Source organism: Actinokineospora sp. NBRC 105648, from assembly GCF_030269645.1.
GTDB lineage: Bacteria > Actinomycetota > Actinomycetes > Mycobacteriales > Pseudonocardiaceae > Actinokineospora.
In genome coordinates this window covers 229,159-253,773 of the sequence record NZ_BSTR01000004.1, presented here as the reverse complement: position 1 = coordinate 253,773, position 24,615 = coordinate 229,159, and the positions used below count along the sequence as shown (strand labels likewise).

The 24,615-nt window shown below is 65.4% G+C and carries 25 protein-coding genes and 1 tRNA gene; 9 read left to right on the top strand and 17 right to left on the bottom strand.

The window, feature by feature from the left end; all coding sequences use genetic code 11:
- From QSK30_RS06160 to QSK30_RS06150, 3 genes are all read left to right on the top strand, one after another.
- Window positions 1-1,188, top strand: coding sequence for a glycosyltransferase (locus QSK30_RS06160; protein ID WP_285500262.1), 1,188 nt, complete (start codon window positions 1-3; stop codon window positions 1,186-1,188).
- The gene (locus tag QSK30_RS06155; RefSeq protein ID WP_285500260.1) at window positions 1,185-2,216 is read left to right on the top strand and encodes a glycosyltransferase family 4 protein; all 1,032 of its coding nucleotides are present in this window, start codon (window positions 1,185-1,187) and stop codon (window positions 2,214-2,216) included. The genes QSK30_RS06160 and QSK30_RS06155 overlap by 4 nt, the downstream gene beginning before the upstream one ends.
- Window positions 2,217-2,946: 730 nt before the next feature.
- A complete protein-coding gene (locus tag QSK30_RS06150) occupies window positions 2,947-4,731 on the top strand; it encodes an ATP-binding protein (protein ID WP_285500258.1) in 1,785 nt (594 codons plus the stop codon).
- Window positions 4,732-4,940: 209 nt separating this feature from the next.
- Here QSK30_RS06150 and QSK30_RS06145 read toward each other — a convergent pair whose 3' ends face one another.
- From QSK30_RS06145 to QSK30_RS06125, 5 genes are all read right to left on the bottom strand, one after another.
- Window positions 4,941-5,339, bottom strand: coding sequence for a helix-turn-helix domain-containing protein (locus QSK30_RS06145; RefSeq protein WP_285500257.1), 399 nt, complete (start codon window positions 5,337-5,339; stop codon window positions 4,941-4,943).
- 122 nt (window positions 5,340-5,461) lie between these two features.
- Window positions 5,462-5,728 carry a hypothetical protein gene (locus tag QSK30_RS06140; RefSeq protein WP_285500256.1) on the bottom strand — a complete coding sequence of 89 codons (267 nt, stop codon included), beginning with the start codon at window positions 5,726-5,728 and terminating at the stop codon, window positions 5,462-5,464.
- Window positions 5,729-6,129: 401 nt separating this feature from the next.
- Window positions 6,130-6,300 (bottom strand): hypothetical protein, encoded by a 171-nt coding sequence (locus QSK30_RS06135; protein ID WP_285500255.1) that lies wholly within the window; start codon window positions 6,298-6,300, stop codon window positions 6,130-6,132.
- Window positions 6,301-6,824: 524 nt separating this feature from the next.
- Window positions 6,825-7,112 carry a hypothetical protein gene (locus tag QSK30_RS06130; protein WP_285500254.1) on the bottom strand — a complete coding sequence of 96 codons (288 nt, stop codon included), beginning with the start codon at window positions 7,110-7,112 and terminating at the stop codon, window positions 6,825-6,827.
- 217 nt (window positions 7,113-7,329) lie between these two features.
- Complete coding sequence (locus tag QSK30_RS06125; RefSeq protein ID WP_285500253.1) at window positions 7,330-7,698, bottom strand: helix-turn-helix domain-containing protein; 369 nt, start codon at window positions 7,696-7,698, stop codon at window positions 7,330-7,332.
- Between the two features lie 276 nt (window positions 7,699-7,974).
- Here QSK30_RS06125 and QSK30_RS06120 point away from each other — a divergent pair, with 276 nt between their 5' ends.
- The 5 genes from QSK30_RS06120 to QSK30_RS06100 all read left to right on the top strand — a co-directional run bounded on the left by QSK30_RS06120 (window position 7,975) and on the right by QSK30_RS06100 (window position 14,471).
- Window positions 7,975-9,249, top strand: a complete 1,275-nt coding sequence (locus QSK30_RS06120; RefSeq protein ID WP_285500252.1) for a helix-turn-helix domain-containing protein — start codon at window positions 7,975-7,977, stop codon at window positions 9,247-9,249.
- Window positions 9,250-9,270: 21 nt separating this feature from the next.
- Complete coding sequence (locus tag QSK30_RS06115) at window positions 9,271-9,972, top strand: creatininase family protein (RefSeq protein WP_285500251.1); 702 nt, start codon at window positions 9,271-9,273, stop codon at window positions 9,970-9,972.
- A gap of 174 nt (window positions 9,973-10,146) precedes the next feature.
- Window positions 10,147-10,359, top strand: a complete 213-nt coding sequence (locus QSK30_RS06110; protein ID WP_285500249.1) for a hypothetical protein — start codon at window positions 10,147-10,149, stop codon at window positions 10,357-10,359.
- Window positions 10,360-10,694: 335 nt separating this feature from the next.
- A complete protein-coding gene (locus QSK30_RS06105; RefSeq protein ID WP_285500247.1) occupies window positions 10,695-12,461 on the top strand; it encodes a hypothetical protein in 1,767 nt (588 codons plus the stop codon).
- A gap of 255 nt (window positions 12,462-12,716) precedes the next feature.
- Window positions 12,717-14,471 (top strand): recombinase family protein, encoded by a 1,755-nt coding sequence (locus QSK30_RS06100; RefSeq protein ID WP_285500245.1) that lies wholly within the window; start codon window positions 12,717-12,719, stop codon window positions 14,469-14,471.
- Here QSK30_RS06100 and QSK30_RS06095 read toward each other — a convergent pair.
- The 9 genes from QSK30_RS06095 to QSK30_RS06055 all read right to left on the bottom strand — a co-directional run bounded on the left by QSK30_RS06095 (window position 14,453) and on the right by QSK30_RS06055 (window position 21,239).
- A tRNA-Leu gene (locus QSK30_RS06095) sits at window positions 14,453-14,536 on the bottom strand. The genes QSK30_RS06100 and QSK30_RS06095 overlap by 19 nt on opposite strands.
- Before the next feature lie 38 nt (window positions 14,537-14,574).
- Window positions 14,575-15,393, bottom strand: a complete 819-nt coding sequence (locus QSK30_RS06090; RefSeq protein ID WP_285500243.1) for an MOSC domain-containing protein — start codon at window positions 15,391-15,393, stop codon at window positions 14,575-14,577.
- An 18-nt stretch (window positions 15,394-15,411) separates the two neighbouring features.
- The gene (locus tag QSK30_RS06085; RefSeq protein WP_285500241.1) at window positions 15,412-16,140 is read right to left on the bottom strand and encodes an amino acid ABC transporter ATP-binding protein; all 729 of its coding nucleotides are present in this window, start codon (window positions 16,138-16,140) and stop codon (window positions 15,412-15,414) included.
- Window positions 16,112-16,855, bottom strand: coding sequence for an amino acid ABC transporter permease (locus QSK30_RS06080; RefSeq protein WP_285500238.1), 744 nt, complete (start codon window positions 16,853-16,855; stop codon window positions 16,112-16,114). Before QSK30_RS06080 ends, QSK30_RS06085 begins: the two co-directional genes overlap by 29 nt.
- Window positions 16,855-17,655, bottom strand: coding sequence for an ABC transporter substrate-binding protein (locus QSK30_RS06075; RefSeq protein ID WP_285500235.1), 801 nt, complete (start codon window positions 17,653-17,655; stop codon window positions 16,855-16,857). The genes QSK30_RS06080 and QSK30_RS06075 overlap by 1 nt, the downstream gene beginning before the upstream one ends.
- 182 nt (window positions 17,656-17,837) lie before the next feature.
- Window positions 17,838-19,280 carry an adenylosuccinate lyase gene (gene purB, locus QSK30_RS06070; RefSeq protein WP_285500233.1) on the bottom strand — a complete coding sequence of 481 codons (1,443 nt, stop codon included), beginning with the start codon at window positions 19,278-19,280 and terminating at the stop codon, window positions 17,838-17,840.
- Between the two features lie 11 nt (window positions 19,281-19,291).
- Complete coding sequence (locus tag QSK30_RS06065) at window positions 19,292-19,879, bottom strand: TetR/AcrR family transcriptional regulator (RefSeq protein ID WP_285500230.1); 588 nt, start codon at window positions 19,877-19,879, stop codon at window positions 19,292-19,294.
- Between the two features lie 59 nt (window positions 19,880-19,938).
- Window positions 19,939-20,703 carry a hypothetical protein gene (locus tag QSK30_RS06060; protein WP_285500229.1) on the bottom strand — a complete coding sequence of 255 codons (765 nt, stop codon included), beginning with the start codon at window positions 20,701-20,703 and terminating at the stop codon, window positions 19,939-19,941.
- Between the two features lie 17 nt (window positions 20,704-20,720).
- Window positions 20,721-21,239 (bottom strand): SigE family RNA polymerase sigma factor, encoded by a 519-nt coding sequence (locus QSK30_RS06055; RefSeq protein ID WP_285500228.1) that lies wholly within the window; start codon window positions 21,237-21,239, stop codon window positions 20,721-20,723.
- Window positions 21,240-21,374: 135 nt separating this feature from the next.
- On the opposite strand from QSK30_RS06055, the gene QSK30_RS06050 reads away from it, so the two are divergent.
- Complete coding sequence (locus QSK30_RS06050) at window positions 21,375-22,412, top strand: threonine aldolase family protein (protein WP_285500227.1); 1,038 nt, start codon at window positions 21,375-21,377, stop codon at window positions 22,410-22,412.
- On the opposite strand, the gene QSK30_RS06045 is transcribed toward QSK30_RS06050, so the two are convergent.
- The 3 genes from QSK30_RS06045 to QSK30_RS06035 are packed head-to-tail and all read right to left on the bottom strand — an operon-like array spanning window position 22,378 to window position 24,592.
- A complete protein-coding gene (locus QSK30_RS06045) occupies window positions 22,378-23,157 on the bottom strand; it encodes a potassium channel family protein (RefSeq protein WP_285500225.1) in 780 nt (259 codons plus the stop codon). The genes QSK30_RS06050 and QSK30_RS06045 overlap by 35 nt on opposite strands.
- A 42-nt stretch (window positions 23,158-23,199) precedes the next feature.
- Complete coding sequence (locus tag QSK30_RS06040; protein WP_285500223.1) at window positions 23,200-23,373, bottom strand: hypothetical protein; 174 nt, start codon at window positions 23,371-23,373, stop codon at window positions 23,200-23,202.
- A 43-nt stretch (window positions 23,374-23,416) separates the two neighbouring features.
- On the bottom strand, window positions 23,417-24,592 hold the full coding sequence (locus tag QSK30_RS06035) for a pyridoxal phosphate-dependent aminotransferase (RefSeq protein WP_285500222.1): 1,176 nt from the start codon (window positions 24,590-24,592) through the stop codon (window positions 23,417-23,419).
- Window positions 24,593-24,615 lie beyond the last annotated feature (23 nt).

The window sequence follows — 24,615 nt, the reverse complement described above, 5'->3', positions numbered from 1 at the left end:
ATGAAAAAAATAGCTCTGATCACTGACAGTTACAAGCCAGTCCGCAATGGCGTCGCTATCGCGGTAGAGCAGCTTCGGGACTACTTGACAGCTACAGGATATGAGGTAGCCATTGTGGCGCCCGCCGGGCAGGCGGCGCCCAGTATGGGGGGGACTGAGTTCCTGCTTCCATCGTTCCGGTTACCTGGGATTCATCCGTATGTAGCCATTGGCCGAGGGTTTCACTCGTGCCTAAATGCTCTGCGGCGTTTCAGGCCCAACGTCGTGCATGTCCATGGGTGGGGACCGGTTAGCTTGCTTGGAATTCATTTCGCCCGCAGTACCGCAACGCCATTAGTTATTACATGGCATACCGACGTAAAAGCATACCTGGAATATTATCGATTTATGAAGCCACTGTTGATCTTCTGGCATCAAGTGGCTCGTATGATCTGCAGCTCTCCCGATTTGGGGCGTCAAGCTAACACATCTGATAGCTTCACAGTGGCTTTGCTTAGCACGGCCGACCTGGTGGTAGCACCTTCGTATAAGATTGCCAAGAAGCTTCGCGAACTGCCATTAGATACTCCGATAAGAATCGTTCCTGTCGGCGTCGACCCGGTAGTTCCCTCAGTCTATAGTTCGGAGTCTACCCTAAAGATTCGCGGTCCGATGCTGCTCTATGTCGGGCGAATTTCCCCCGAGAAGGGCATTGATCTGCTACTGGATGCTTATGACATCGTGCGAATTTGTAGACCCAACGCAACACTTGTTCTGGCGGGCGACTATCGGAGCGGGCGCGGTATACGACGGCGCCTTCGCCGTGCACAGAATCTGATCCTTACCGGAGAACTGGGCCCCGACGACCTCGGCAACCTCTACGCTCGTGCAGACTTGTTCGTATTTCCCTCGCTGACCGATACGCAGGGCTTGGTTCTGCACGAAGCAGCTCATGCCGGACTACCTCTGGTTTTGGTTGATGAAAAGCTGCAAAGCTTGGTGGCAGATAAGCGCAACACAACCCTCTGCCTACCTGATCCGGTAGCTCTGGCTGTCGCACTCATGTCGACACTTGACCGACGACAACATGGAAACTGGGCAGCGCAAGCGAATCGAGTTGGAAAGGCTCTGGCAGCTCGCCACTCCATTGAGAGGCAAGGCGCCAAGCTGACCATTCTCTACCATCAAGTATTGAAAGGTTATCTGTGACCGTTGAAAACCCGCCTATCACGGTGAACGTAGTTTCGGAGTCCGCTTTTACAGTGCAAGGACACGGCGTGCATTCGGCATTTGCCGACAGCGTTGACGCATTGGGCACCTTGTCGGATCTGTCGGTTGTCACGAATGGTCTTCGCCAAGCGGACGTCACACATATCCATACAGTTGGTCCTGTGTCGCTGGCGGCACTGTTACGCGCGAATTCGAGTGTGGTGACCGCTCACATCACTGCGGATTCACTTGTTGGCAGCGTGATTGGAGGTCAACTGCTCGCCTCGCTTTTCCGACCATACTTGCGATGGTTCTACAACCGTGCAGATGTCGTCCTGTCGTTGAATGGCGGCCAGGTAGCAGAACTTCGGCGGGAAGGTGTGACCAGCGAGATCATTGTTCTCAGAACTGGGATTTCCCCACGTGTCCTTCCGTCGCGCACGCAGGCACGGGCAATGCTTGGAATTGGCGATAAAGAATGTATCGTACTTTCAGTGGGACAGGTGCAACCCCGCAAAGCCGTAAACTCTTTTCACCACGCCGCTACAGAAGTGCCCGAAGCTTGCTTTCTGTGGGTTGGAGGGTTCCCTTTCGGGCCGCTCACCGCAGACTATCGGAAAATGCGCGAGCTCGTCCGGTCTGGTCCGGGAAATGTGACTCACCTAGGTCAACTCCCTAGGGCGACCGTGCAGCTGTACTATGCCGCCGCCGACGTCTACTTTCACCCTAGTCACCAGGAGCACGCACCTATCTCCGTGCTTGAGGCCGCGTCAGCAGGGCTGCCACTTGTACTGCGGGATATCGACTGCTATCGACATCTATACCCGGGCCTGTACCTCGCCGCCACCGATGCGTCGTTCACTACACAGATCCGGCGGCTGCTTACCAAGCCGACGTTATATCTGGAGATGGTGAGACGATCAGGAGAGATCGCCAGCTTGCATTCATCCTCACAAGCAGCGAACGAATTGGCTGACTTTTACCAAGAGTTGATTGACAAAAGATACCGAGCTTCCATCGAAGCTTGATCGGAAGACAACGTGGGAATCATCATGCGCGCTACCATCACCATGGCACGAAGCGGTGGTGCTGAAAGAGCGGTGGCGGCCGCGTTCCGGTGTCGATCACGCGCGGAACCACAAGTACGAGCCCGCGCTCGATCTGATGTTGGCCTGGCTGGCAGCGCGGGATACGTTGCTGCTGCGGGCGTTGCTGGCGTCGCCGCGGCTGTCCGGGTGGCCGGGGTCGGGCTGCTTCTGCTGGACGGCCCGATCTCTCTAGCCACCGGTACGGTCGGGTTGCGCAAGAAGCTGACCCGCGCCTGGGGCGTGGTCGGTCGGGCCGATGGACTGTGGAGGAAGGCAGCAGCCGCAAGCGAATGTTGCTTTCGCGCAAATGCTCTACGACGCCGAAGGCCGGACGGCCGAGATGACCATCCGGCCTGGTAGGGGTAGTGAACGTGTCCGAGGAGCGAGTTTCGCACTAGCCACACGGCTCGACCTGTTGTGAGGTTGTCCAGGTCGATCCGTGCGCGGGGCACCTGAAGAACTTGACTTTCGAGTTGGCGCCCCTTCTTCGTCAGGTCACAGCCTTCACTCTTACGAAATCGAGATTTCCGTGCAATCCGGTGACGGCTTATTGACTCTGTTACTAGGCCGACCTCGGTCCAAGTGGGAGGGCCGTTCGAGTAGCACCTCAATCGTGCATCACGTATACTCTTCAAACTCAATCGCGATTACACGGAGACTGCGACATACGATGTACCTGCGACAGATCTACATCAAGAACATCGGTCCGATTTCGGAGTTCGAATACGACGTTCCAGTTGATCCGGAAACGGAGGTGCCATTTCCTGTTATCTTCGTAGGTGCAAACGGTTCAGGAAAGACTCATCTTCTCTCTATCGTTGGCGACGCCTTCTATGAATGTGCATCCATCTTCTATCACGATGTTTCCCGAACGACGACGGCAGGCAGAGCATATTTCCGTGTAATTTCGTCTCAGGTACGCAAGTACGGACAAGACGCCAGCTTGGCGTTCCTGAACTTCACGCACAACGGCGCCAGCTATGAGTACCAAGAGGTTACCGGGAATGTGACTCAAGATTTTGTAGATGGGGTTCCAGAACGATGTTCCGGTATTCCTCTAGGACAAGTTGATCAGAAGACCTTCTCTATGCCATCCGAAACCGTGGAAAAGGTTCTCAACGAAAGCTCAGTTCTATACATTCCCGCAAGCAGGTTCGAACTACCCAACTGGATGAACTCAGACTCCATTCCACCAGTTCGACATAACATCACACAGCGGTTCAAAAATCAGCTCAGGAAACCGATATATGTTCAGCAGGCTCTCGACGAGTTCGTTCCATGGCTCCTATCCGTCGCCCTGGATGCGAGGGTTGACTTCGCGCCGGCTCGGATAGGCGATGACTACTATGACGTTGCCATCGGAAACATCCCGAGCGCCCGAATGTCGCAACTGACCTTTACCCAGCTTAATGCCATGATGAAAATCATCATGAATGACGAGACGGCCAGGTTCGCATATCTTAGTCGTCATAATAGTCCGAATCTCGCATATGCCCTTAACGATGTAATACTTCCACTCAATTCCTTGTCGACAGGCCAAGCTTCTTTGCTAAGCATATTTGGCACACTGATGCGATACGGCGATATGACTACTAATGGGTCACACAGTACATCAATTCGCTCAATCTGCGTTATCGACGAAGTTGATTCACATCTGCACACCGATCTGCAATATCGAGCTTTGCCGCAACTACTGGCGATGTTTCCAAAGGTCCAGTTCCTAGCCTCCGCCCATTCACCAATGTTTGTCTTGGGTATCGGGCGTGCGTACCAGGAGAATGTATCGCTAATTGAACTGCCGTCTGGGAATCCGATTCAAGCGGAAGCGTTCTCGGAGTTCGAGAAAGCCTTCGACGTAATGCGTGAAACGTCAGCCTTTAATGCCGCCGTGCTCGATAGAACAAACAGCGCCAGCAAAAGGGTGCTTGTTCTATGTGAAGGGGAGACTGACCCGCAGTATCTAACTTGTGCTGCACGCAAGCTCGGACGTTCGGAACTTCTTGAGAAGATGGAGTTTCAGTGGGTGGGTTCTAAGGGAGAGACAGGGCAAGCATCCAATACCGGCAAGGAGGCCCTCAATAAAGCGACCACGTTACTAAAAGGTAATCCCTACTTGAAGAGCAGGACTGTTGTTCTGCTCTTCGATAATGACACGAACAAGCAGGACGAAGACCTAGGGTCCGAGCTGTACGTGCGTGCAATGCCGACCAATGCCGACAACAAGATCATACAGGCGGGGGTGGAGAACCTCTTGCCTGAGCGACTCATTACAGAAGATATGTGGACTCTACGAGAAATAAGGAAGCCGAATGGCGACTTTCACACATTTCAGTCGCTGGACAAAACCAAACTTTGCAACTATGTTTGCGAGAATGGCATCTCGGAGGATTTTGCGAGGTTCGCGGCCGTCCTCAACAAGCTTGAAGCGTTGACGACCAGCAACTCGGTCACGTAGGCTTGCTCGGTAACTCACCTATCTAGATTCACCTAGATACAGCGTGCAAAGATTACAGGGGCCCAGATGGCGGGTCGATGGTGGTAGACGCGCAGTTTGTATAGCTGTTTGTATGGCGTGTACAAAATGCATGATGGATTCGCACATTTGTGGGCAGATATTCTCGGGCGCATGTCCAGACCATCAAGACTCTGCGGGCTACGCCATTTTCAGAGATGGGCGCGCAATGCCCCGTTTTGTTCTAAGGCGTCAGTGATGACTGCCAACTGGGCAAGCATGTCTTCGAGACGCCGATTATTGCCCACGATCATTCTTTCGAATTGGACTAGACGGGTTGTCACATAGTCGTTGTTTATGGGCCGTTCGTTCAAGGTCGGCGGCCTCATACCTTGGAGCACGGCTTGTAGATGGCCAGGGTGGAGCCCGAGGGTGGTTGAGAGGGCTTGGAGGGTGCGGGGGCTCCGACTGCGTTCAATCGTATGGGTTTGTAGTTCGCGGATCGTTGTTAGCGAGAGTTTGGATTTCTCGGCGAGATCACGCTGTCGCCAGCCGAGTGCTTTCATTCGGTGGTTGATGACTTCTGCTACAGCCGACCATCCTTGCGGCATGGTTCCTCCAGGTGCTCTGTTGACGTGGATCTAGATGACGTTGGCTGGGTATGACATTGCCCCTGCTGTTGACCTCAGTGAGGTCGACGTGCAGGGGCTTAGTCAGGCGCGGTTGCCGGGGCTCAGGCGAGGCAGGGGGTGATGTCGGGTCCCTCCGTTGGTGACTCGTGGTCGGGGTCCGTGGCGTGCGACTGGTGGAGTTCTGCGCGGGCGGTGGTCGCTTGGTCGATGAGGTTGTTCAGGCCGTCCGGGGTGAGGGTGATGGTTAGGCCGGTTGAGGTGTGGAAGTCCAGTTCGACGGTGTCGGGGTACAGGGTGTAGGTGATCGGGCAGAAGTCCACGATCACGGAGACGTCGACGGCGACGCCTTCGCTCATCATCAGGTTCATAGTTTCTCCGTGGGTTGTTCTGTGGGGTCGGTGGCTGTGAACCGATGGGCATCGGTCGAGGGACTTGTCGGTTGCGGTCCGGTTGGGGTTGGTCAGTGCTAAGCCCGGTGTGGGCTGCGCGGGGTGGCGTTGTGGAGGGTGTCCTGCGGTGTCCGCGCTGGTGGCCGGGGCCGGACGGGCTGAGACGGGCAAAGGTCGGCTCTACGTGCGCGTTCTGGGGTGGGACGGGTGGCTCAGTGGTGTCCCGTGGTCCCTGTCGAGGGCTCTGGTCGGGCTGATTGGGTCGCGCGCGAACGTGTCCAGCTGGGTACTGGTGCAGGTCTTGTAGGGAGGCAGCACCCGACACCGTGGGTGGTGGGCTGGGTGTCGGGTGCTGCCTATGTGGCCGACCTGTGCGCGGGTCAGGCGGTCGGCTTGGCTTGGTGGACCTGGAGCCAGCGCAGGGCCTCCATGACGTAGTAGGCCGTGGAGTCCAGGCCGTCGATCGCGTTGACGTTGCCCAGTGGTGGGACCTCACTCAGGCTGGCGATGACCTGGTCGGTGTAGTCGACCAGGTCGCGCATGTGGTCCATCAGAGCGGGCACGCTGTCCGGCCAGTACGTGGACTCGACGCCCGTGCACAGGACCTCGGCGGTGGTCCGCGGCTTCTGGGCCAGGACGAAGGTGTCCCCCGCCGTAGGGGGACACCGGTGTACCGGTCTCGGCTGGTTCCTCTGGCGACCTCACGATGGCGCCTCCACTGGTCGCATGTCCTGGGCACACAAAGCCGCTCATGATTTCAACTCCGTGATCAGATTGCAGCACTCAGGAGGGTTTCTGTTTCGGGAATCGGGTGCTGGACGAGTTTTAGTCTTGGTCCCTTGCTGGCCTGGCTGAATCGTATGTGTTCCAGACGGAATCTGCGGCGCGACCGCGAGCACGTGCCGTGAGTCGGTTTCCGAGATCAATTAGCTCTCGCCCGAGTTGGAGTTCGTCTGAGGCTGGGGTGGGGCTTTTGCGTCCGGCGTCAGCGTCGAGGTGGCGAATGATGTAGCGGGCTATGGCGTGGTTAGCCGTCGAGAGGTTTGCGCAGAGTTCGTTTTCCTCATTCCAGCCGTCATCCGAGTAGCCTGCGAGGGCTTGTGTGGTCGCCATGAGCCATCTTTCGCTCAATGAGGTGGTGAGTCAGAGGGTTCGTGGGGTTGGCTGCGAGCCATCGACAGGCATTGATGGCGAGGGTGTAGGCGTGTTCGAGGTTGTCGACGTCGTCGTTCGTGAGAGTGCCGGTGAGGACCCGCTCGGAAAGAGTTCGGGCGTAGACAGCGACGTCGATGAGGTTGCCGCAGACGAACACGGTCTCTGGGGGTGGTGGCGTCGTGACGGCCGCGGTGCAGGTCGTGGTCATGTTGAGTTACCTGTGTGCGAGAGGCAGCACCCGGCGCCTGGGCCGGGGCATGGGTGGGCGCCGGGTGCTGCGATGTGGCCGACCGGAGCGGACGCTCAGGTGGTCGACGTGGTCTTGGTGGTGTGTCCGCGTTGCGCTACAAGCAGCAGATGCCAACGGTCCTCGGTCGGGCAGTTGGATCTACGTACGGCATCGGCTCGGAGCGAATTTTGCCTGGTCAGCGGTCCTCGAAGGGCTGAATTTGGTCGGGGGTGAGGCCGCAGAAGAGCAGGACGGCATGGAGTCTCAGACGGTCTGTGGAGATGACTTCCAGAGGCTGAGTCGAGCGCCCGTTGGCGCGGAATACGTACTCGGATGTCGTCATGAGGATCGCGAACGGTTGGGTTCGCAACGCTCGCGCGAGGGTGAGCAGCCGATCTAGGGTTGGCTGGGTTCCGCCACGCTCGTAGCTGCGGATGGTTTGTTCGGGGATGTTGGTCAATTCGGTGAGTTCGCGGAAGCTGTAGCCGCGGTCGGTACGGCACTGGGTGAGGGTGAGGCCGAGTGCGATGCGGTAGTCGCGCACGGCTTGGGTGTCGTGGGGCATCTGCCGTCCTGTTCGGCTGGTGCGGTCCGCGCTGGTGCGGACTCAATTCGAACGCTAGGAGTGGCGAAAAGTTGATGTTGCACCACTAACGCATGATTTTTATGCGTAGCGCGCATATAGGCGAGTACCCGGGGTTATGGTGAGGTTGGCAGCGGCGTGAGCTGGTGGTTGTGCGTGGCAACGGCAGGGGGACGGATGTCCGGCCGGTACTGCATGAGGTGCGGGGGCAGGCTGGCCCGGGACAGCCGCACGAGCATGTGCGCGCCGTGTCGTCAGGTGAGCGGTATCGGCACTGATCATGCGCCTGACCTGGGGTTGGACTTCTGGCACACGGACCAGATGCGAGACGCGTTCGCGACCCGGAGCATGGGAGCGGTGGTTCGGGCGTACCGGTACCACCCGGCACATGGGCACAAGCCGTTGCCGCAGGAGACGGTGAGCCGCTGGTTGGGGACGGTCACGCAGTCGCAAGTGAGTCGTATCGAGTCGGGGCAGAATCGTGTCGACACGATGGACAAGTTGGTGCACTACGCGAAGGCGTTGAAGATGCCGGCGGACCTGTTGTGGTTCTCGCTGCCGGATGACACCGACTCGATACCCCTGCCACGGTCGGAAGAGGTCTTGGTGTTGCCGGATGGTCCACTGGTTCCTGCGGCGAGCATCAACACCGGTTCAGCGATCGCGGACAGCTTGTTGAAGACCCTCGACTTCTACGCGAGCACCGATAACTTGGCTGGGCCGCATTCGTTGGTCCAGGTCGTCCCTCAACAACTACGGTTCATCGAGGACCTGTTGCGCGACGCTCGCGGTAAGGATAGGGCGCAGCTTCTACGTGTCGGTGCTCGATATGCGGAATTCGCTGGATGGATCTACCAGGACACGGGATCGCTGACCAGTGCGATGCAAGCTTCGGGCGAGGCGCTGGACTTCGCGCAGGAGGCGGAGGATGAAGCGCTCGCTTCGTACATCCTGATGCGACGTAGCAACATCGCCACTGATGCGGGGCGGTTCGATTTGGCGTTGAAGTTGGCCAACTCGGCGTTGTCGGAGTCTGGTCGGCTGTCGCCACGTCTACGAGCGTTGGCCTTGCGGCAGCAAGCTCACGCGTATGCGCAGAAAGGTGATGCTGTCAGGTGCGCCGAGGCGTTGGCGGCGGCGTTTAAGCTGGCGGAGCGGAGCACGGATTCTGTGGTGGATCTGGGGCACTACTGCACTCCCGAGTATCTGGAGATGGAAGCGGCTCAGTGCTGGGTTGAGTTGGGCCGTCCGCAGGAGGCGATTGACTCGTTGCGGCAGGGACTCGCCGGCTGGCAGGCCGAGTTCCGGCGGGATCTGGGACTATGCCTGGCGCGGTTGTCGTTGGCGCATGCGGTGGAGTCGCAGGCCGAGTATGCGGTGCAGGTGGCTCGCAACTCTGCGGCCATCGCCAGGGAGACGCGCTCTCACCGGATCATCAGTCAGTTGGCCCGCGTACCTGCGGCGTTGCGGGCCGTCGGGGCCGAGGATGAATCGGTGCAGGTAGATCGCCTGGTAAAATCGCTGAGGTCTTAGAGTCTGCGAACGAGGGTGCACATGATCACCGGGGCAACGTCCGTTGACGAGGCAAATCGCGGTGCGCGGATCGCCGTTCTCCCGGTGGGCAGCTTCGAACAGCACGGTGACCATCTGCCATTGGCGACCGACACGATTGTGGCCGAAGTGATCGCCGCTCGGATCGCGGATCGGTATTCGTTGTTCCGCCTGCCGCCTGTGACGATCTCTTGTTCGCACGAGCACGAAGGGTTCACCGGGACAGTCAGCGTGAGCGCTCAGACACTCATTTCTGTCATTGCTGATGTTCGGGCATCGCTGGCACGGTCGGACATTTCCCGACTGGTGCTGGTGAACGGACATGGTGGCAACTACGTGCTGTCCAATATCGCTCAGGAAGCCAACGTCTCCGGCCGATCGGTGGCGCTGTTCCCAGGAAAGAGCGACATCGCCGCAGCCCGCGATGCTGCTGGCATGGTGACTACGGCTGACGAAGACATGCACGGCGGTGAGTGGGAGACGTCGATTCTCCTGTACACGCATCCTGAGTTGGTTCGCGATACCTACCGTGATGCCGACCATGACGCGCCTGACCGGCCGCACCTGCACCTGACCGGGATGGGTGGGTACACGAAGTCTGGCATCATCGGGCGACCTTCACTGGCGACCGCGGAGAAGGGCTATCGGGCGCTCGATTCTCTGACTGAATCGTTCTCTACGTTGCTTGACGCCTTTATGGACTAGCCCGGCCGCGGCGCATGCCTCGCGCGCATGATGATTATGCGTTGGTAGTTCATTCTGGCCGCGCATACAAGGCATGCGCGTATTCCCTGAAATGGTGGTCGATCGACCCGTTTACTCGGTTCTACGAGCTGGCGAATCCGCTGGTTCGAACCGACAAAGCGGAGAACAACCATCATGGAACGCTGGGAAATCTTGCAGTGCCGTCTGTTCCACCTGGGCTACCTCGGGGAGGAACTGGAGAACGTCGCCGGTGACGCCGGTCAGGGTGCGTGGCTGTATCGGCAGATCGCGGTGGAAGCGGCGAGGGTCGTAGAGGTCGCCAGTGCCTACGCGGGTGAGGTGGACCAGGCGGCGGTCTACCTCTTCGGTGCCGGTGATGCCGTATGAGAGGCCGGGCGCGTGACGCGCTGGCGCAGGCATGGCTGTCGGCTGTGGCCTGGTTGGCGCGGGTGTGGTGCCTGTGGGTGACCTATTGGCCCGGCCTGGCGTACCCGGTCATCGCCTGCCGAGCGATGCGCAGGTGGCGGGGTTGGACCCTGGCTCAGCGGGGCCTGCGGGCAGTGGCAGCAATTTTCGCCAAGGTCGGCAGGCCGGTGTGGCGGCTAGTGGGGCCGTGGTGTCGTGATGGCGTCGGATGGCTTGTTCTCGTGGCGCCGGGGCGGGCGGTGCGGCTGGGGTGGCGTGGGCTGGTCAGCGGCGGTCGGTGGGTCATCCTGCGGGGTGTGCCGGGTGCGCTGCGGGCCATGGGCCTGGCTGTGCTGGGTGGTCTGTGGCTTGCCGGGATTATCGGTCGGTATCTCCTGGCTTATCGCGAGTACGGGCCGCTGGTGCGCGAGCTGGAAGGTGAGGGCGCGCGGGCGCGGCGGGTGAAGAACGCCCGTGACGCGTGGCGGCGGACGGCCTATCGGCGGTTGACGGTCTTCGGGGTGTTGGGCCTGGTCGTGGTGGTCGGCGGGCGGGTGCTGATGCACAGGTATCCGCTGGTTGCGTGGGCCGCAGGTGGCCTTGTCGTGGTGGTGTTCGCGCTGGTCGGGCGGTCGAGGCGTCCGCGGCCTGCCGGGGTGGGGGACGCGCCTGCGGTCGAGCGTCCGCCGGATGAGCCGTATCCGATCGCGGATGCCCACACCCGTGCTCAGGCGGCTGAGTGTGTGGCGCGGGCGGTGGCGGCTGAGGGGATCGAGCTGCGGTCTGTGGAGGGGGCCAGGCGCCAGCCCTGGGGATGGGAGACGGCTGTTGTCCTGCGGCGCGGTACTCCGGCGGCGTTGGTGGGCAAGGTCGCCGAGTTGGAGACGACGTTGGATCTGCCCTCGGGTGGGGTGCTGGCTGCTCCGGATCGGGAGCGGCGGGCGCGGGTGGTGCTCCGGCTCGCCGAGCGTGATCCGTTCGCCGGGTTGGCGCCCGCGCCTGATCATCGGCCGGGGTCGTTGTCGATCCGGGACGCGCACCCGGTGGGGGTGCGGATGAGTGGGGAGGATTTGCGGCTCTCGCTGTACGGGGTGCACGGCGTGGTGATCGGCGGCCCGGGTGCTGGTAAGTCGCAGACCATGCGGACCCTCGCCGACGCGGTGTCGGCGTGTGTGGACGCGGTGGTGTGGGACTTCGACCCTGCCGGGAACGGTCTGGAGGCATTGGGCGGGGCTGTCGCGCGCTGCGAGCGGGACGAGCGGGGGATTGAGGCGGGGTTCGCCGAGGCGCTGGCGATGGCTCAGGGGCGGCCGAAGCTGTTGTCGCGCTTGGGGATGGGCGAAGCGTGGGACGCGACCGCAGACCGTCCGGCGGTGGTGGTGTTCTGTGATGAGTACCCGCGGTTGTCGGATCGGGCGAAGTCGCTCGCGGTGGACTTGATCCGGCTGGGCCGGAAGGCGCGGATCACGTTGGTGTTGGCCGCCAGTGAGGCCACATCAGACGCGTTGGGCGCGGCCATCGCGGAGATCACCGTGCTGAAGATCATGCACGCGTGCCGACACGCGGATGTGCGCCTGGTGCTCGGGGCGAACATGGGCGCGGAGGGGTGGCGGCCGGATCGTCTCAACCCCGCGACGGGGGAAACACCGGAGGATGCCGGGGTCTGCTACGTGCACGCGGCGGGGTCGCGCGATCCGATCTTGAACAAGATCCGGTTGGTGCCGGCTGAGCGGGCGCGGCTCAACGGGACGCACCGGGCTGCGCATGGGTTGCCGCGCATCGACGCGGACACGCGGGCGCTGGCGGAACTACCGGCGGTGGAGGTTGACCGGGGCGGGGTGGCGGATGTCCTGGCGGCTTTCGGGTCTGATGATCGGTTGTGGACGGACACGCTGCTGTCCAGGTTGGCCGGTGTGGACAGGCGGTATGCGGGGTGGACGGCTGAGGACTTGGCGGCGCTGCTGGCGCCGTTGGATGTGCGCCCGGGGCAGGTGAAGATCGACAGCCGTAACCGCAACGGGTATCGCCGGGGTGCGATCGATGCCGCTTTGGCGGGCTTGCAGGCTGGCGGTGGTGCGCGATGAGCGGCCGTCGTGGGGTCTACCGGGTAGAGGCTGGTAGAGGTGGTGGCAGACCTGCCGAGACAGGCGCCGACCAGGGCGGTAGGCGGGTAGGTGCCTCGCTGGCGGGGCGGTGTGGTGGGCCGAGGGATCCGGTCGTGGTGCGGGTTCCGGATCACCCTCCTGTGTTGAATCCGCAGGCGTGTCGGACGTTGCTGGGCATACTGGTTGAGCTGACCACTGTCGAGGCCCTGGCGGGGCCATCGGAAGGTGCTGGCCATGACTGCTGAGACCAGCGGGAACCCGTGGGCGACGCTCGATGAGCTGATGGGGATCGAGATCGCGGCCCATGTGACCGACGATCGCATCGGTGCGCTCGCCTTCTACGGGCGGTGTTCGACGGAGGACAACCAGGATCCTGAGACCTCCCGCGGATGGCAATTGGGTAACGCGGAGAAGTTCGTGGGGCCGCTGGGTGGTCGGGTGGTAGCGGAGTTCTTCGACATCGGGCAGTCGCGGTCTGTGCCTTGGGAGCGGCGGGAGGCCGCTTCCAAGTTGCTCGCGGCGCTCAAGGACCCTCAGCGGACATGGGACGCGCTGGTGGTGGGTGAGGGCACTCGGTGTTGGTTCGGGAATCAGTTCTCGCTGATCGCACCACGGTTTGCCGCGTATGGAGTGGATCTGTGGGTTCCTGAGCTGGGTGGGAGGTTCGATCCGCGCAATCCCTCGCACAAGATGTTGATGAGCGTGCTCGGGGGGATGAGCGAGTCCGAGCGGCAGCACGTTCAGGCTCGGGTGCGGGCTGCGATGGACGCTCAGGTGGTCAACGAGGGTCGACACCAGGGTGGGCGGACCCCGTATGGCTATCTGGTGGTCGATGCTGGTCCGCATCCGAACCCGCGCAAAGCGGCCGAGGGGTTTCGACTGCGGCGGCTGGAGGTGGACGAGGTCGCGGCCGGGGTGGTTCGGCGGATCTACGCGGAGTACGTGGAAGGCAACGGGGATCGGGCCATCGCTGCGGGGTTGAACCGCGACGGTATCCCGTGTCCTTCGGCTTTGCGGCCGGAGCAGAATCGTCACCGGTTGGCCGATGGGTGGCAGGGTGGGACGGTTCGGTCGATTCTGGAGAATCCGAAGTACACGGGATTCGCGGTGTTCGGTCGGTCGGCCAAGCACGAGATGTTGGCGGACCCGGACGATGTGGCCGCGGGGCATGTGACGCGGTTCCGGAAGGCGTCGCCGGATCGGGTCGTGCGGTCGCGGACGCAGGCTCATCCGGAGATCGTGTCGGTGGAGACGTTCACCCAGGCTCAGCTTGTCCGCCGTTCGCGTGGTGCGGGTGGGATGTCCGGGATCGCGAGGTTGGAGCGGACCCGGACTACGGGCAAGCGCACGTACCTGCTGCGGGGGTTGATCCGGTGCGCGATCTGTGAGCGGAAGATGCAGGGCGAGGCGATCCGTGACGGCAGCTACTACCGGTGCATCGCGCGGACGATGGCCCCCGGGTCACCTGCGTTGGCCGGTCACCCGAAGACGGTGAACTTGCGTGAGGACGTTGTCGTTCCGAGGTTGAACGAGTGGATCGGCACCCTGTTCGCCAGGGACAACGTGGGCCACCTCGTCCGGTCTCTGCTCGGCTCCCAAGACGGCCACCCGGACAGCCAGCACGAAGCGGTACGCAAGCGGCTTGCGGACGCTGAGGGGCGGCTACGGCGCTACCAAGACGCGATAGCCGCCGGGATGGAGCCCGCGGCGCTGGTCGAGGCGGTCAACGAGGCCCATGCGCAACGACAGACCGCACGGGCCGAGTTGGCGAACCTTCCAACGACCGCGACGATCGACGAGGCCGAGGTCTACGCGATGATCGACTCACTCGGCGATGTCAGCGGCGTGATCGGCGACGCGAGACCTGCCAGCCTGGCCAAACTGTACGCGGACCTGCGGCTGCGACTGCGGTACGACCACACAGAAAAGGCCATCGATGTGACGGCCTCACCCCGTGTGGTTAACGAGAGTGTCCGAGGGGGGACTTGAACCCCCACGCCCGTTAAGGGCACTAGCACCTCAAGCTAGCGCGTCTGCCATTCCGCCACCCGGACCGGTGTTGTGGCGATTCTACACAACCCGTGGGGGTGGGTTACTGCCAGTGGGTTACCTGGATCTCGTCGCCCACGGACAGGGTGCCCGGGGTTAGGACGGCGAACTTGGCGCCGAAGCTGACGCCGGGGTAGTCGGGGTCTCGGCGGTAGGTCGCGAGGGTTCGGGTGGGTTCGGGGCCGCGCTTGGCGCCCGTCGTCTGGTCCACTGTTGGGACCGCGCAGCGGATGGCGCGGACCGAGTAGCCCAGTTCCACCGTTCCGACCGTCAGCTTGAGCACCGTGTCCTCAATGTGCGGGTCGGGCCAGCCCGATACGACGATGTTGGGGCGGAAGCGGTCCATCGGTACCGGGTCGGCGCCTGCCTCGGTGATTCGGGTGTTCAGGCCCTCCAAAGAGGACTCTGAGGTCAGCAGGACCGCGTGTGCGTCACCGAAGCCGACCTTGCCTGGGTGGGTGCCCCAACCCGGGCGGTCGTGGGTCGGGGGGACGCGGACCAGGCGGACGTCGCGGTCCAGGGCCGTTGTGCACCACTTGGCCGCGGCGTCGCCCTGGTCGACCGCCGGTCCGAACCACTTGTTGAACAGGCTGACCTCGCGCTGGGGGCCGTCGGGGGTGATCTCGATCTCGGCGTCGGGCATGCCGGGGAGCGCCAGCACCAGCACGCCCCCCACCACCCTCGCCTGGACGGCGGCCATGGCGGGGAGTTTGCGCTGGCTGACGAACGTGCCGTCGGCGGCGTCGACCACCATCAGCAGGCGGTCGTCGCGCAGGCCGGTCTCGACCGCCTCCGCCCGCGTCAGCGGTACGCCGCGGAAGCCCTTGACCGGGTAGTACGTCAGCGCGGAGACAGTCGGCACACCACCCAAACTACCCGGTCACAGCACTTGCGCCAGGAAGTTTCGCAGCCGTGGGCTCTCCGCCGAGGAGAACACCCGCTCCGGTGGCCCGGCCTCGACGACCCGCCCGTGGTCCATGAACGCGACCTGGTCGGACACCTCGCGGGCGAAGCCCATCTCGTGGGTGACCACGACCATGGTCATCCCGCTCGAGGACAGCTCCGCCATCAGCGCCAGCACGCCCTTGACCAGCTCCGGGTCCAGCGCGCTGGTCGCCTCGTCGAACAGCATCACCTCCGGGCCCATCGCCAGCGCCCGGGCGATCGCGACCCGCTGGCGCTGGCCGCCGGACAGCGCGGCCGGGCGGTACGGGGCCTTCTCGGCCAGGCCGACGTCGCCCAGGTACCGCAGCGCCCGATCCCGAGCCTCCTCTTTGGACAGACGGAGCACCGACCGGAGCGGGAGCACCAGGTTGTCCAGGACCGTGCGGTGCCCGAACAGGTTGAAGTGCTGGAACACCATCCCGATCCGCCGCCGCAACCGGTCCGGGTCCGACGAGATCACGCTCTCGTCGTCGAGCAGCACGTCGCCGCGCGACGGGCGTTCCAACTGGTTGATCGCGCGCAGCAGGGTCGACTTGCCCGAGCCGGACGGCCCGATGACGCACGTCGTCGTGCCGCGCGGCACCTCCAGGTCGACGCCCCGCAAGACCTCCAGGGAACCGAAGGACAGGTGCACGTCACGCACGCGCAGGCTCGAGCTCGTCAAGGGAATCACCTCCGGGCACCGGTTTGCCCTCGCGCAGGCGGCGGTCGATGGAGTTGACCAGGTGCGTCAGCGGCACCGTGATCACCAGGTACACCAGGCCCGCGGCGACCAGCGGGGAGAGGTTCCCGGTGTTGGACGCCAGGTCCTGCCCGATCCGGAACAGCTCGCGCTGCGAGGCCAGCAACCCCAGGAAGTACACCAGGCTGGAGTCCTTGATCAGCGAGATGAACTGGTTGACCAGCGCGGGCAGCACCCGCCGAACCCCCTGCGGGACGACGACCCTGGCCATCGTGGCGGTGTGCGTCATGCCCAGCGCCCTGGCCGCCTCGGACTGGCCCTTGTCCACGCTCTGGATGCCCGCGCGGAAGATCTCGCCGATGTAGGCCGCCGCGATCAGGCTCAGCGCCAGGATGCCCAGCGGGTACGGGTCCGTCCCCACCAGCGGCCTGGCCACGATCGCGAGCCCCTGCCCCACCAGCAGGATCGTCACGATCGCGGGCAGGCCGCGGAAGACATCGGTGTACACCCGCGCGGGCCAGCGCAGCCAGCGGTGCCGGGACAGCCCCAGCACCGCCAGCCCGAGCCCGAGCACCGTGCCGAACACCGCCGAGAAACCCGCCAGCACCAACGTGTTCGCCAAGCCGGTGCGCAGCAGGTCGGGCAGGACCTGCGCGATGTAGTCCCAGTTCAGGAAGGTGTCGAGCAGCTCCGACATCAGGACTTGGGCTTGAAGCGGTCGGCCACCGGCACGCTCGGGATGAACTTGTCGTGCAGCCGCTGCCAGGTGCCGTCGGCGATCGCCGCGCGCAGGCCGTCGTTCAGCTTGGCCCGCAGCTCGTCGTTGCCCTTGCGCACGGCGAAACCGTGCGGCAGGTCCTTGGCCTCGATGGTGCCGGTGATCGCCAGCGTCGGGTCGTCCTTCGTGTACTTCTCGGCGATGGACAGGTCGACCACCCAGCCCTCGACGCTGCCGGTGCGCAGGCCCGCGATCGCGGTGTCGTAGCTGGGGAAGCGCACGACCTGCGCGCCCGGCACGTTGGTGCCCAGGTACTTGTCGCCGACCGTTGCCTGGATCACCCCGACCCGCTTGCCGTCCAACGACTTCACGTCGGTGATCGTGGAGCCCTTCTTGGACAGGATGCTGATGTACTCGTAGTTGTAGGGGTCGGAGAAGTCGACCGTCTTCTTCCGCTCCTCGGTCTGCGCGATCGCCGACGAGCCCACGTCGAAGGTCCGGTTGGCGACCTGGCCGAGCAGCGCGGAGAAGTCGGTGCCGACGAACTCGGTCTTCAGGCCCGCCTTCTCCGCGATCACCTTGATCAGCTCGTTGTCGAACCCGGTGTAGACGCCGTTCTCCTGGTAGATGTTCGGCGGGGCGTCACCGAGAGTGCCGATGCGCAGCACCTGCGGGGCGGCGCCCGCGGGTGCGTCGTCACTCCCGCACGCGGTCAGCGCGGTCGTGGCGGTGATCCCGGCAACGGCGAGCGCGACTACGCGCAGCAATGAGGTTCTCATCAGTCTTTCTCTGCTCCATGTGCTGGTGGCACGTCAGTTCACGCCCGGGACCGGTCCGGTCTGGACCTCGTTCGTCCCGGGCGTTCGTCACCGACGGTATGCACCCCCGGCCGCTGAAGCGAAGAAGCGGCCGTTCTCTCACATGGCGGGAACCGAACTGCGTGACCCCCGCTACAGACCCGCTACAGGATGGCGCCCGGCACGTAGGCCGCCGCCTCCGGGAACCGCGCCAGCACCGCGTCCACCCGCTTGACGACCTCGGCCACCTGGGCCGCGGCCACCCCGGTGAACGGCAGCCGATCGGCCAGCAGCGCGTCCAACGCGGTGCGGTCCAACGGGATCCGCTCGTCGGCGGCCAGCCGGTCGAGCAGGTCGTTGCGCGCCGCGCCCTGCTCGCGCATCGCCAGCGCCACCGCGACGGCGTTCTCCTTGATCGCCTCGTGCGCGGTCTCCCGACCGACCCCGGCCTGCACCGAGGCGATCAACACCTTGGTGGTGGCCAGGAACGGCAGGTACCGGTCGAGCTCGCGGGCGATCACCGCCGGGTAGGCGCCGAACTCGTCGAGCACCGTGAGGAAGGTCTCCAGCAGCCCGTCGAGGGCGAAGAACGCGTCCGGCAGCGCGACGCGGCGGACCACCGAGCACGAGACGTCGCCCTCGTTCCACTGGTCGCCCGCCAGCTCGCCGACCATCGAGGCGTACCCGCGCAGGATGACCGCGAGCCCGTTGACCCGCTCGCACGAGCGCGTGTTCATCTTGTGCGGCATGGCGGACGAGCCGACCTGGCCCGGCTTGAAGCCCTCGGTGACCAGCTCGTGCCCGGCCATCAGCCGGATCGTCTTGGCCAGGCTGGACGGCGCCGCCGCCAGTTGGACCAGAGTGGACACCACGTCGTAGTCGAGCGAGCGCGGGTAGACCTGACCGACGCTGACGAAGTGCGCCTGGAACCCCAGGTGCTCGGCGACCCGGCGCTCCAGCTCGGCCAGCTTGTCGGCGTCGCCGCCGAGCAAGTCGAGCATGTCCTGGGCGGTGCCCACCGGGCCCTTGATGCCGCGCAACGGGTACCGGGCCACCAGCTCGTCGAGCCGGGTGAAGGCGACCAGCAGCTCGTCGGCGGCGGTGGCGAACCGCTTGCCCAGCGTGGTGGCCTGCGCCGCGACGTTGTGCGACCGGCCGGTCAGCACCAGGTCGGCGTGCTCGGCGGCCAGCCGGGCCAGCCGGGCCAGCACCGCGGCGGTGCGCACCCGCACCAGCTCCAGCGAGCGGCGGACCTGCAGCTGCTCGACGTTCTCGGTCAGGTCGCGCGAGGTCATGCCCTTGTGCACCTGCTCGTGGCCCGCCTGGGCGTTGAACTCCTCGATGCGGGCCTTCACGTCGTGCCGGGTGACCCGCTCGCGCTCGGCGATGCTCGCCAGGTCTACCTCGGGCAGCACCCGCCGGTAGTCCTCGACCGCACCTGCGGGGACCTCGACGCCGAGCTCGGCCTGCGCGGTGAGCACAGCCAGCCACAGCTCGCGCTCCAGCCGGACCTTCTCCTCCGGCGACCACAGCCGGGCCAGCTCGGCGGAGGCGTAGCGGCCTGCGAGGACGTTGGGGATGCTGGGTTTCTGAGCAGCGGCGGTCACGTCTGCCCAGCTTACCGGGGCTCTTCCAGCACTCCCCGCAGCATCCGCCTGGCCGCCGCGCGCGGGTCCGGGTCGGCCTCGATGAGCGCGTTGACCACCGCGCCGTCGACCAGCGCGATCAGCTGCTCCAGCCGCGTCTTGTCCAGCTCGACGCCCGCCCGCGCGCAGGTCTCCTGCAGCAGCGCGCGCAGCTCGACGCCCAGCTCGATCATCAGCGGCCGCAGGTACGGCCGCCGCCCGGTGGCCACCAGCCGCTCGTAGCGCAGCAGCACGGCCTCGGCGTCGTTGGCGCCCGAGGGCCCGAGCAGCTGGTCGAGGACCAGTTCGACCAGCCGGTCGAGCTCGCGCGGGGCCTCGGCCAGCCGGTCGAGCACGGCCCGGCCCCTGGCCAGCTCCGAGCGACCGTGGAACTCCAGCGCGGCGCCGATCAGCTCGTCGAGCGACTCGAAGTAGTACGTGGTGGACGCCAGCGGCAGCCCGGCGCGCTCGGCGACCGAGCGGTGCCGCACGGCCTCGAAGCCACCCTCGACGAGCAGCTGCGCGGCCGCCTCGAGCAGCGCCTGCCTGCGGCGCTCGCCCTTGGGGGTGCTGGCGGTCATGCTGCCCCGAGTGCCCTGGTTCCGGAAGTCATGTCGGGCCGAATCGTGCCAGGTGCCGATCAGTACCGCGGCGCCAGCTTCGACCCGATGTCGCGCAGCACACCGGCGTCGATCGGCGGGGCCGCCGAACCGGGGACCGCCTCGACCTCGAGCACGATGGTGGCACCGGACTTCGCCTGGACCACGACGCCCTCGGAGGCCGGGCGGTCGGCCCACGGCGGTTGCTGCATCGGGGCGACGCCCTTGGGGGTGACCATGATCGAGACCAGGCCCTTGCGCGGGCCGTCGGCGACCGCGAAGGCGCCCGAACGGGAACCTGTGGGACACGAGAGCGGGGACGCGACCACATCGCCCCGGGAAACAGCGGACGGGAGCTCGCCCGCGAGGGCAGCAGCGAGCTCCCGGTCCGCTGATCCGCACCCACCAGGGGTGCCGCCGGCACTAGTGCCGGCATCTCCGGTCGTCGAGCCCCCCTGCTTGGGCGTCGACGACGGAGAGCCAGGGTCGGTCTGCTCCGCGATGCGCGGAGCGTCAGTCGGTACCTCGTTCGGAGCAGGGTCGCCGTTACTTTCCGAGACGGACATCGGCGCCAGCGCGGCCGAATCGTTACCTGAACCCGATTCAGAAGGTCCAGACCACAGCGCGACGCCGGTGACGACAGCCCCTGCCAGCACCGCGAATCCTAGCGCCGATCCGGCCAGCAGACCGTTCCTCTTTCGGGTCAACCTCGCCGACTCCGCGCTCACCTCCGGCACGCCGAACGAGGGCGGTGGCACGTCGCGGACCGCGTCGTTGAACAGCTCGGAGATCTTGTGCTCGTCCACCTACATCCACCTCCCCGTCACGAAGTCGACCGCAGGTCGTCCACGGCGTCGCCCAGCACGGAGCGCAGCGTGGCGAGCCCGCGGGCGGTCTGGCTCTTCACGGTCCCCTCCGAACACTTCAGCGCCTGTGCCGTGCCTGCCACGTCCAGCCCTTCCAGGAACCGCAGCACCAGCACGGCGCGCTGGCGCGGCGGCACCTTCGCCAACCCGCCGAGCAGCGCCGACCGGTTCGCCACGGTCTCGCCGACCTCGGCGTCGGAGGTGGCCACCTCCGGCACCTCCTCGACGTGCCGCTCCCGCCGCCACGGCCTGCGGGTCTCGTCGATCATCGCCCGCACCACCGACCTGCGGACGTAGGCGTCCAGGGCCCCGCGGTCCCGGATCTTGCGCCACCGGCGGTGCAACGCGACGAACGCCGTCTGGGCGAGGTCGTCCGCCCGGTGCCAGTCGCCGCAGAGCATGTACGCGGTTCTTCGCACGGCGTCCCGCCGAGCTGCGAAGTACTCCGCGAACTCCTGCTCCTCGCGTTGGTCCACGCGGACTCTCTCCGCTCGTCTTGTCTACGGGTAGGGGACGGACGTGCCCCGCCTAACGGTTGCACGCCGGTACCGCAGAGACATACGCCACCCCCGCCACCAGCCGAACACCGGCCACTGTGGTGTGATCGGATCGTGACCACAGGACGCCGGATCGACCTCCGCTCGGACACCGTGACACAGCCCGACGAGAAGATGCGGGTGGCCATGTCCGCCGCCGAGGTCGGCGACGACGTGCTCGACCACGACCCCACGATGCGCAGACTCGAGGAGGAGACCGCGGCCCGGCTGGGCATGGCGGCGGCGCTGTGGGTGCCGAGCGGGACGATGGGCAACCTGATCGCGCTGTTCCTGCACCTGCGCCGGGGCGACCGGTTCCTGGCCTCGGCGGCCGCGCACGTGCTCGAGGCCGAGCTGGGCAGCGCGGCGTGGCTGGCCGGGGGCATGCCGCACGCACTGCCGTGGACCGAGGGACCCGGGCGGGTGTCGGTCGAGGACGTCCGCGCGTTCGCCGGGAACTCGGCGCCCTACTACGCGCTCACCACCCGGCTGCTGTGCCTGGAGAACACGCACAACTTCGCGGGCGGCACGGTCACCCCGCCGGACGAGCACGCGAAGCTGGTCTCCGCGGCCAGCGAGGCGAACCTGCTGGTGCACCTCGACGGCGCCCGGCTGTGGAACGCCTCGGTCGCCCTGGGGGTGCCGCCCGCGGCCCTCACGGTGGGTGTGGACACCGTTCAGGTGTGCCTGAGCAAGGGGCTGGGCGCGCCGGTGGGCTCGCTGGTCGCCGGGTCGAAGGCCTTCGTCACCGAGGCCCGCCGGGTGCGCAAGATGCTCGGCGGCGGCGTCCGCCAAGGCGGCGTGCTGGCCGCGGCCGGGCTGCTGGCGCTGGAGCGGATCGAGGACCTCGCCCAGGACCACGTCAACGCCACCACGCTGGCGCTCGGGCTGGCCGAGCTGGGCTGGCAGGTCGTCCGGCCGCAGACCAACATCGTGATCGCCGCGGTGCCGGACACCGGGGCGGCGCTGCAGTCGCTCGACCGGGTCGGCGTGCTGGCCACGGCTGTGCCCGGCGGGGTGCGGTTCGTCACCCACCGTGATGTTCCCGCGCACGACATCGCCGAGGCACTGCGCCGGGTCACCGCGGCGTCGGACCCGGTTCCGGCTGCTTGAGCAGGTCGGCGCGCAGCGCGGCGATCTCCGCGCGCAGCGCGCTGATCTCACCCCGGGTGGTGTCCTCTATGGACTGCTCGGCGCCCGCGATCTTCTCCACGAACCAGGACGCGATCACGCCGGTGACCACACCGAGCAGGGCGATCCCGCCGACCATCAGCGCCGCGGCGACCAGCCTGCCCTCGACGGTGATCGGGTAGCGGTCGCCGTAGCCGACGGTGGAGATCGTGGTCAGCGTCCACCACAGCGCGTCACCGAAAGTAGTGATGCTGGCGTCCGGGTGGCTGCGCTCCGCGTCGAGCACCGCCAACGAGGCGCCGAACGCCACCATCAGGGTGGTCCCGGCCACGTAGACGCCGATCTGACCGCGGAAGCTGTTGCCGATCCGGCGGTTGATCACCTTGAACACGGTGATCAACCGGAGCGCGCGCAGCTGCCGGACCATCGGCAGCGCCACCACGGCCAGGTCGAACAGGTGGCGCCAGACGAACCGCCACTTGCGGTGCGCCAGCGTCAGCCGGACGAGGTAGTCCACGGCGAACACACCCCAGACCACCCACAGCCAGATCTCCAGCCACCAGCGCAGCGTCGGCGAGGCGCCACCGTCGAGCACCTGCCAGGCGTAGGCGGCCAGGAAGGCCAGCGCCAGACCGGTCAACGGCAGGTCGGTGCGCGACTCCCAGGCCATGAGCCGGGGCTCGAGCGGGTCGTACCGGCGGTCGCCGGGTGCGGGCTTGTCGGACACGCCGACATCCTCACCCGGGCGCACCCGGTCTGACCAGCGTTGTCAGCGACGGATCTGCCGGTTGGCCGCCCGGCCCTTGATGGCGCCGTAGGCCGCGACCCCCACCGTCGCGATCGCCGCCACGATCAGCAGGGTGCCGATCGCCTTGAACACGAAACCGATGACGCTGAACGCGATCCAGATGACGATGATCGCGCCGATGACCTTGAGAACCATGCTCGTCGTCCTCCCCGAAAACGCTTTCTCTGCTGGTCAACGTCTATTCAGCGGGAATCGTTCCCGGTAGCCAGCCGGCGAGCCGGTCGAGCCCGCCCTGGATGTCCGCCGCCGACCCGGCGAAGGAGAACCGGACAAACCGACCACCCTCCTCGGGGTCGAAGTCGATCCCGGGCACGATGGCCAGCCCGGTGTCGGCCAGCAGCCGCTGGCAGAAGCTCATCGAGTCGTGCGTCAGGTGCGAGACGTCGGCGTAGGCGTAGAAGGCGCCGTCGGCCGGGGCGATCTTGTCGATCCCCAACCGGGTGAGGCCGCCGAGGAGGAGCTCGCGGTTGGCGGCGTAGCGGGCCACGTGCGCGTCCAGCTCGGTGTAGGTCTCGGCGTCGAAGGCGGCCACCGCGGCGTGCTGGGAGATGGTCGGGGCGCAGATGGTGAAGTTGCCGGTCAGGCAGTCGATCGCCCGGTGCAGCCGCTGCGGGGCCAACAACCAGCCGAGGCGCCAGCCGGTCATCCCGAAGTACTTCGAGAAGGAGTTGACGACCAGGGCCTCGCGGGAGAACTGCCACGCGCTCGCGGTCTCGGCGCCGTAGGAGATGCCGTGGTAGATCTCGTCGCTGACCAGCTGGACCCCGCGCTCGGCGCACCACCCGGCGATCGCGGCCAGCTCGGCGGCGGCGAGCACGGTCCCGGTCGGGTTGGCCGGGCTGGCCACCACCAGGCCGTCGAGGTGGCCGAGCTCGTCGAGCATCTCGACGGTCGGCTGGAAGCGGGTGCGCTCGTCACAGGGGAGCTCGACGACCTCACACCCCAGGGCGCTGAGGATGTTGCGGTACGCGGGGTAGCCGGGGCGGGCCAGGGCCACCCGGTCGCCCGCGTCGAACGCGGACAGGAACGCCAGGAGGAACCCGCCGGACGAGCCGGTGGTGATGACCACGTCCCTCGGGTCGACGTCCAGGGAGTAGCGGTTCGCGTAGTGGCCCGCGAGGGCTTCCCGCAGCTCGGGGATCCCGAGCTGCTCGGTGTAGCCCAGGGTCTGGCTGCCCAGCGCCTCGGCGGCGGCGATCCGGACGGCCTGCGGCGCCCCGGTGGACGGCTGCCCGGCGGCCAGGGAGATGACGTCACCGTGCGTGCGCTGCCGCGCGTGGGCGGCGGAGACGACGTCCATGACGTGGAAGGGCTGGACGTTCGCGCGCTGGGCGACCTTGAGCAGGGCGTGCATGGGGCCAGACTAGGCCCGGGGTC

What these genes read in the sequence shown, in the direction of transcription:
- QSK30_RS06135 (WP_285500255.1), bottom strand. Translation starts at nt 6,300, where the DNA reads ATGGACCACATGCGCGACCTGGTCGACTACACCGACCAGGTCATCGCC.
- QSK30_RS06065 (WP_285500230.1), bottom strand. Translation starts at nt 19,879, where the DNA reads ATGACCGCCAGCACCCCCAAGGGCGAGCGCCGCAGGCAGGCGCTGCTC.
- QSK30_RS06150 (WP_285500258.1), top strand. Translation starts at nt 2,947, where the DNA reads ATGTACCTGCGACAGATCTACATCAAGAACATCGGTCCGATTTCGGAG.
- QSK30_RS06125 (WP_285500253.1), bottom strand. Translation starts at nt 7,698, where the DNA reads ATGCCCCACGACACCCAAGCCGTGCGCGACTACCGCATCGCACTCGGC.
- QSK30_RS06040 (WP_285500223.1), bottom strand. Translation starts at nt 23,373, where the DNA reads ATGGTTCTCAAGGTCATCGGCGCGATCATCGTCATCTGGATCGCGTTC.
- QSK30_RS06115 (WP_285500251.1), top strand. Translation starts at nt 9,271, where the DNA reads ATGATCACCGGGGCAACGTCCGTTGACGAGGCAAATCGCGGTGCGCGG.
- QSK30_RS06035 (WP_285500222.1), bottom strand. Translation starts at nt 24,592, where the DNA reads ATGCACGCCCTGCTCAAGGTCGCCCAGCGCGCGAACGTCCAGCCCTTC.
- QSK30_RS06130 (WP_285500254.1), bottom strand. Translation starts at nt 7,112, where the DNA reads ATGACCACGACCTGCACCGCGGCCGTCACGACGCCACCACCCCCAGAG.
- QSK30_RS06145 (WP_285500257.1), bottom strand. Translation starts at nt 5,339, where the DNA reads ATGCCGCAAGGATGGTCGGCTGTAGCAGAAGTCATCAACCACCGAATG.
- QSK30_RS06140 (WP_285500256.1), bottom strand. Translation starts at nt 5,728, where the DNA reads ATGAACCTGATGATGAGCGAAGGCGTCGCCGTCGACGTCTCCGTGATC.
- QSK30_RS06110 (WP_285500249.1), top strand. Translation starts at nt 10,147, where the DNA reads ATGGAACGCTGGGAAATCTTGCAGTGCCGTCTGTTCCACCTGGGCTAC.
- QSK30_RS06160 (WP_285500262.1), top strand. Translation starts at nt 1, where the DNA reads ATGAAAAAAATAGCTCTGATCACTGACAGTTACAAGCCAGTCCGCAAT.
- QSK30_RS06080 (WP_285500238.1), bottom strand. Translation starts at nt 16,855, where the DNA reads ATGTCGGAGCTGCTCGACACCTTCCTGAACTGGGACTACATCGCGCAG.
- QSK30_RS06075 (WP_285500235.1), bottom strand. Translation starts at nt 17,655, where the DNA reads ATGAGAACCTCATTGCTGCGCGTAGTCGCGCTCGCCGTTGCCGGGATC.
- QSK30_RS06100 (WP_285500245.1), top strand. Translation starts at nt 12,717, where the DNA reads ATGACTGCTGAGACCAGCGGGAACCCGTGGGCGACGCTCGATGAGCTG.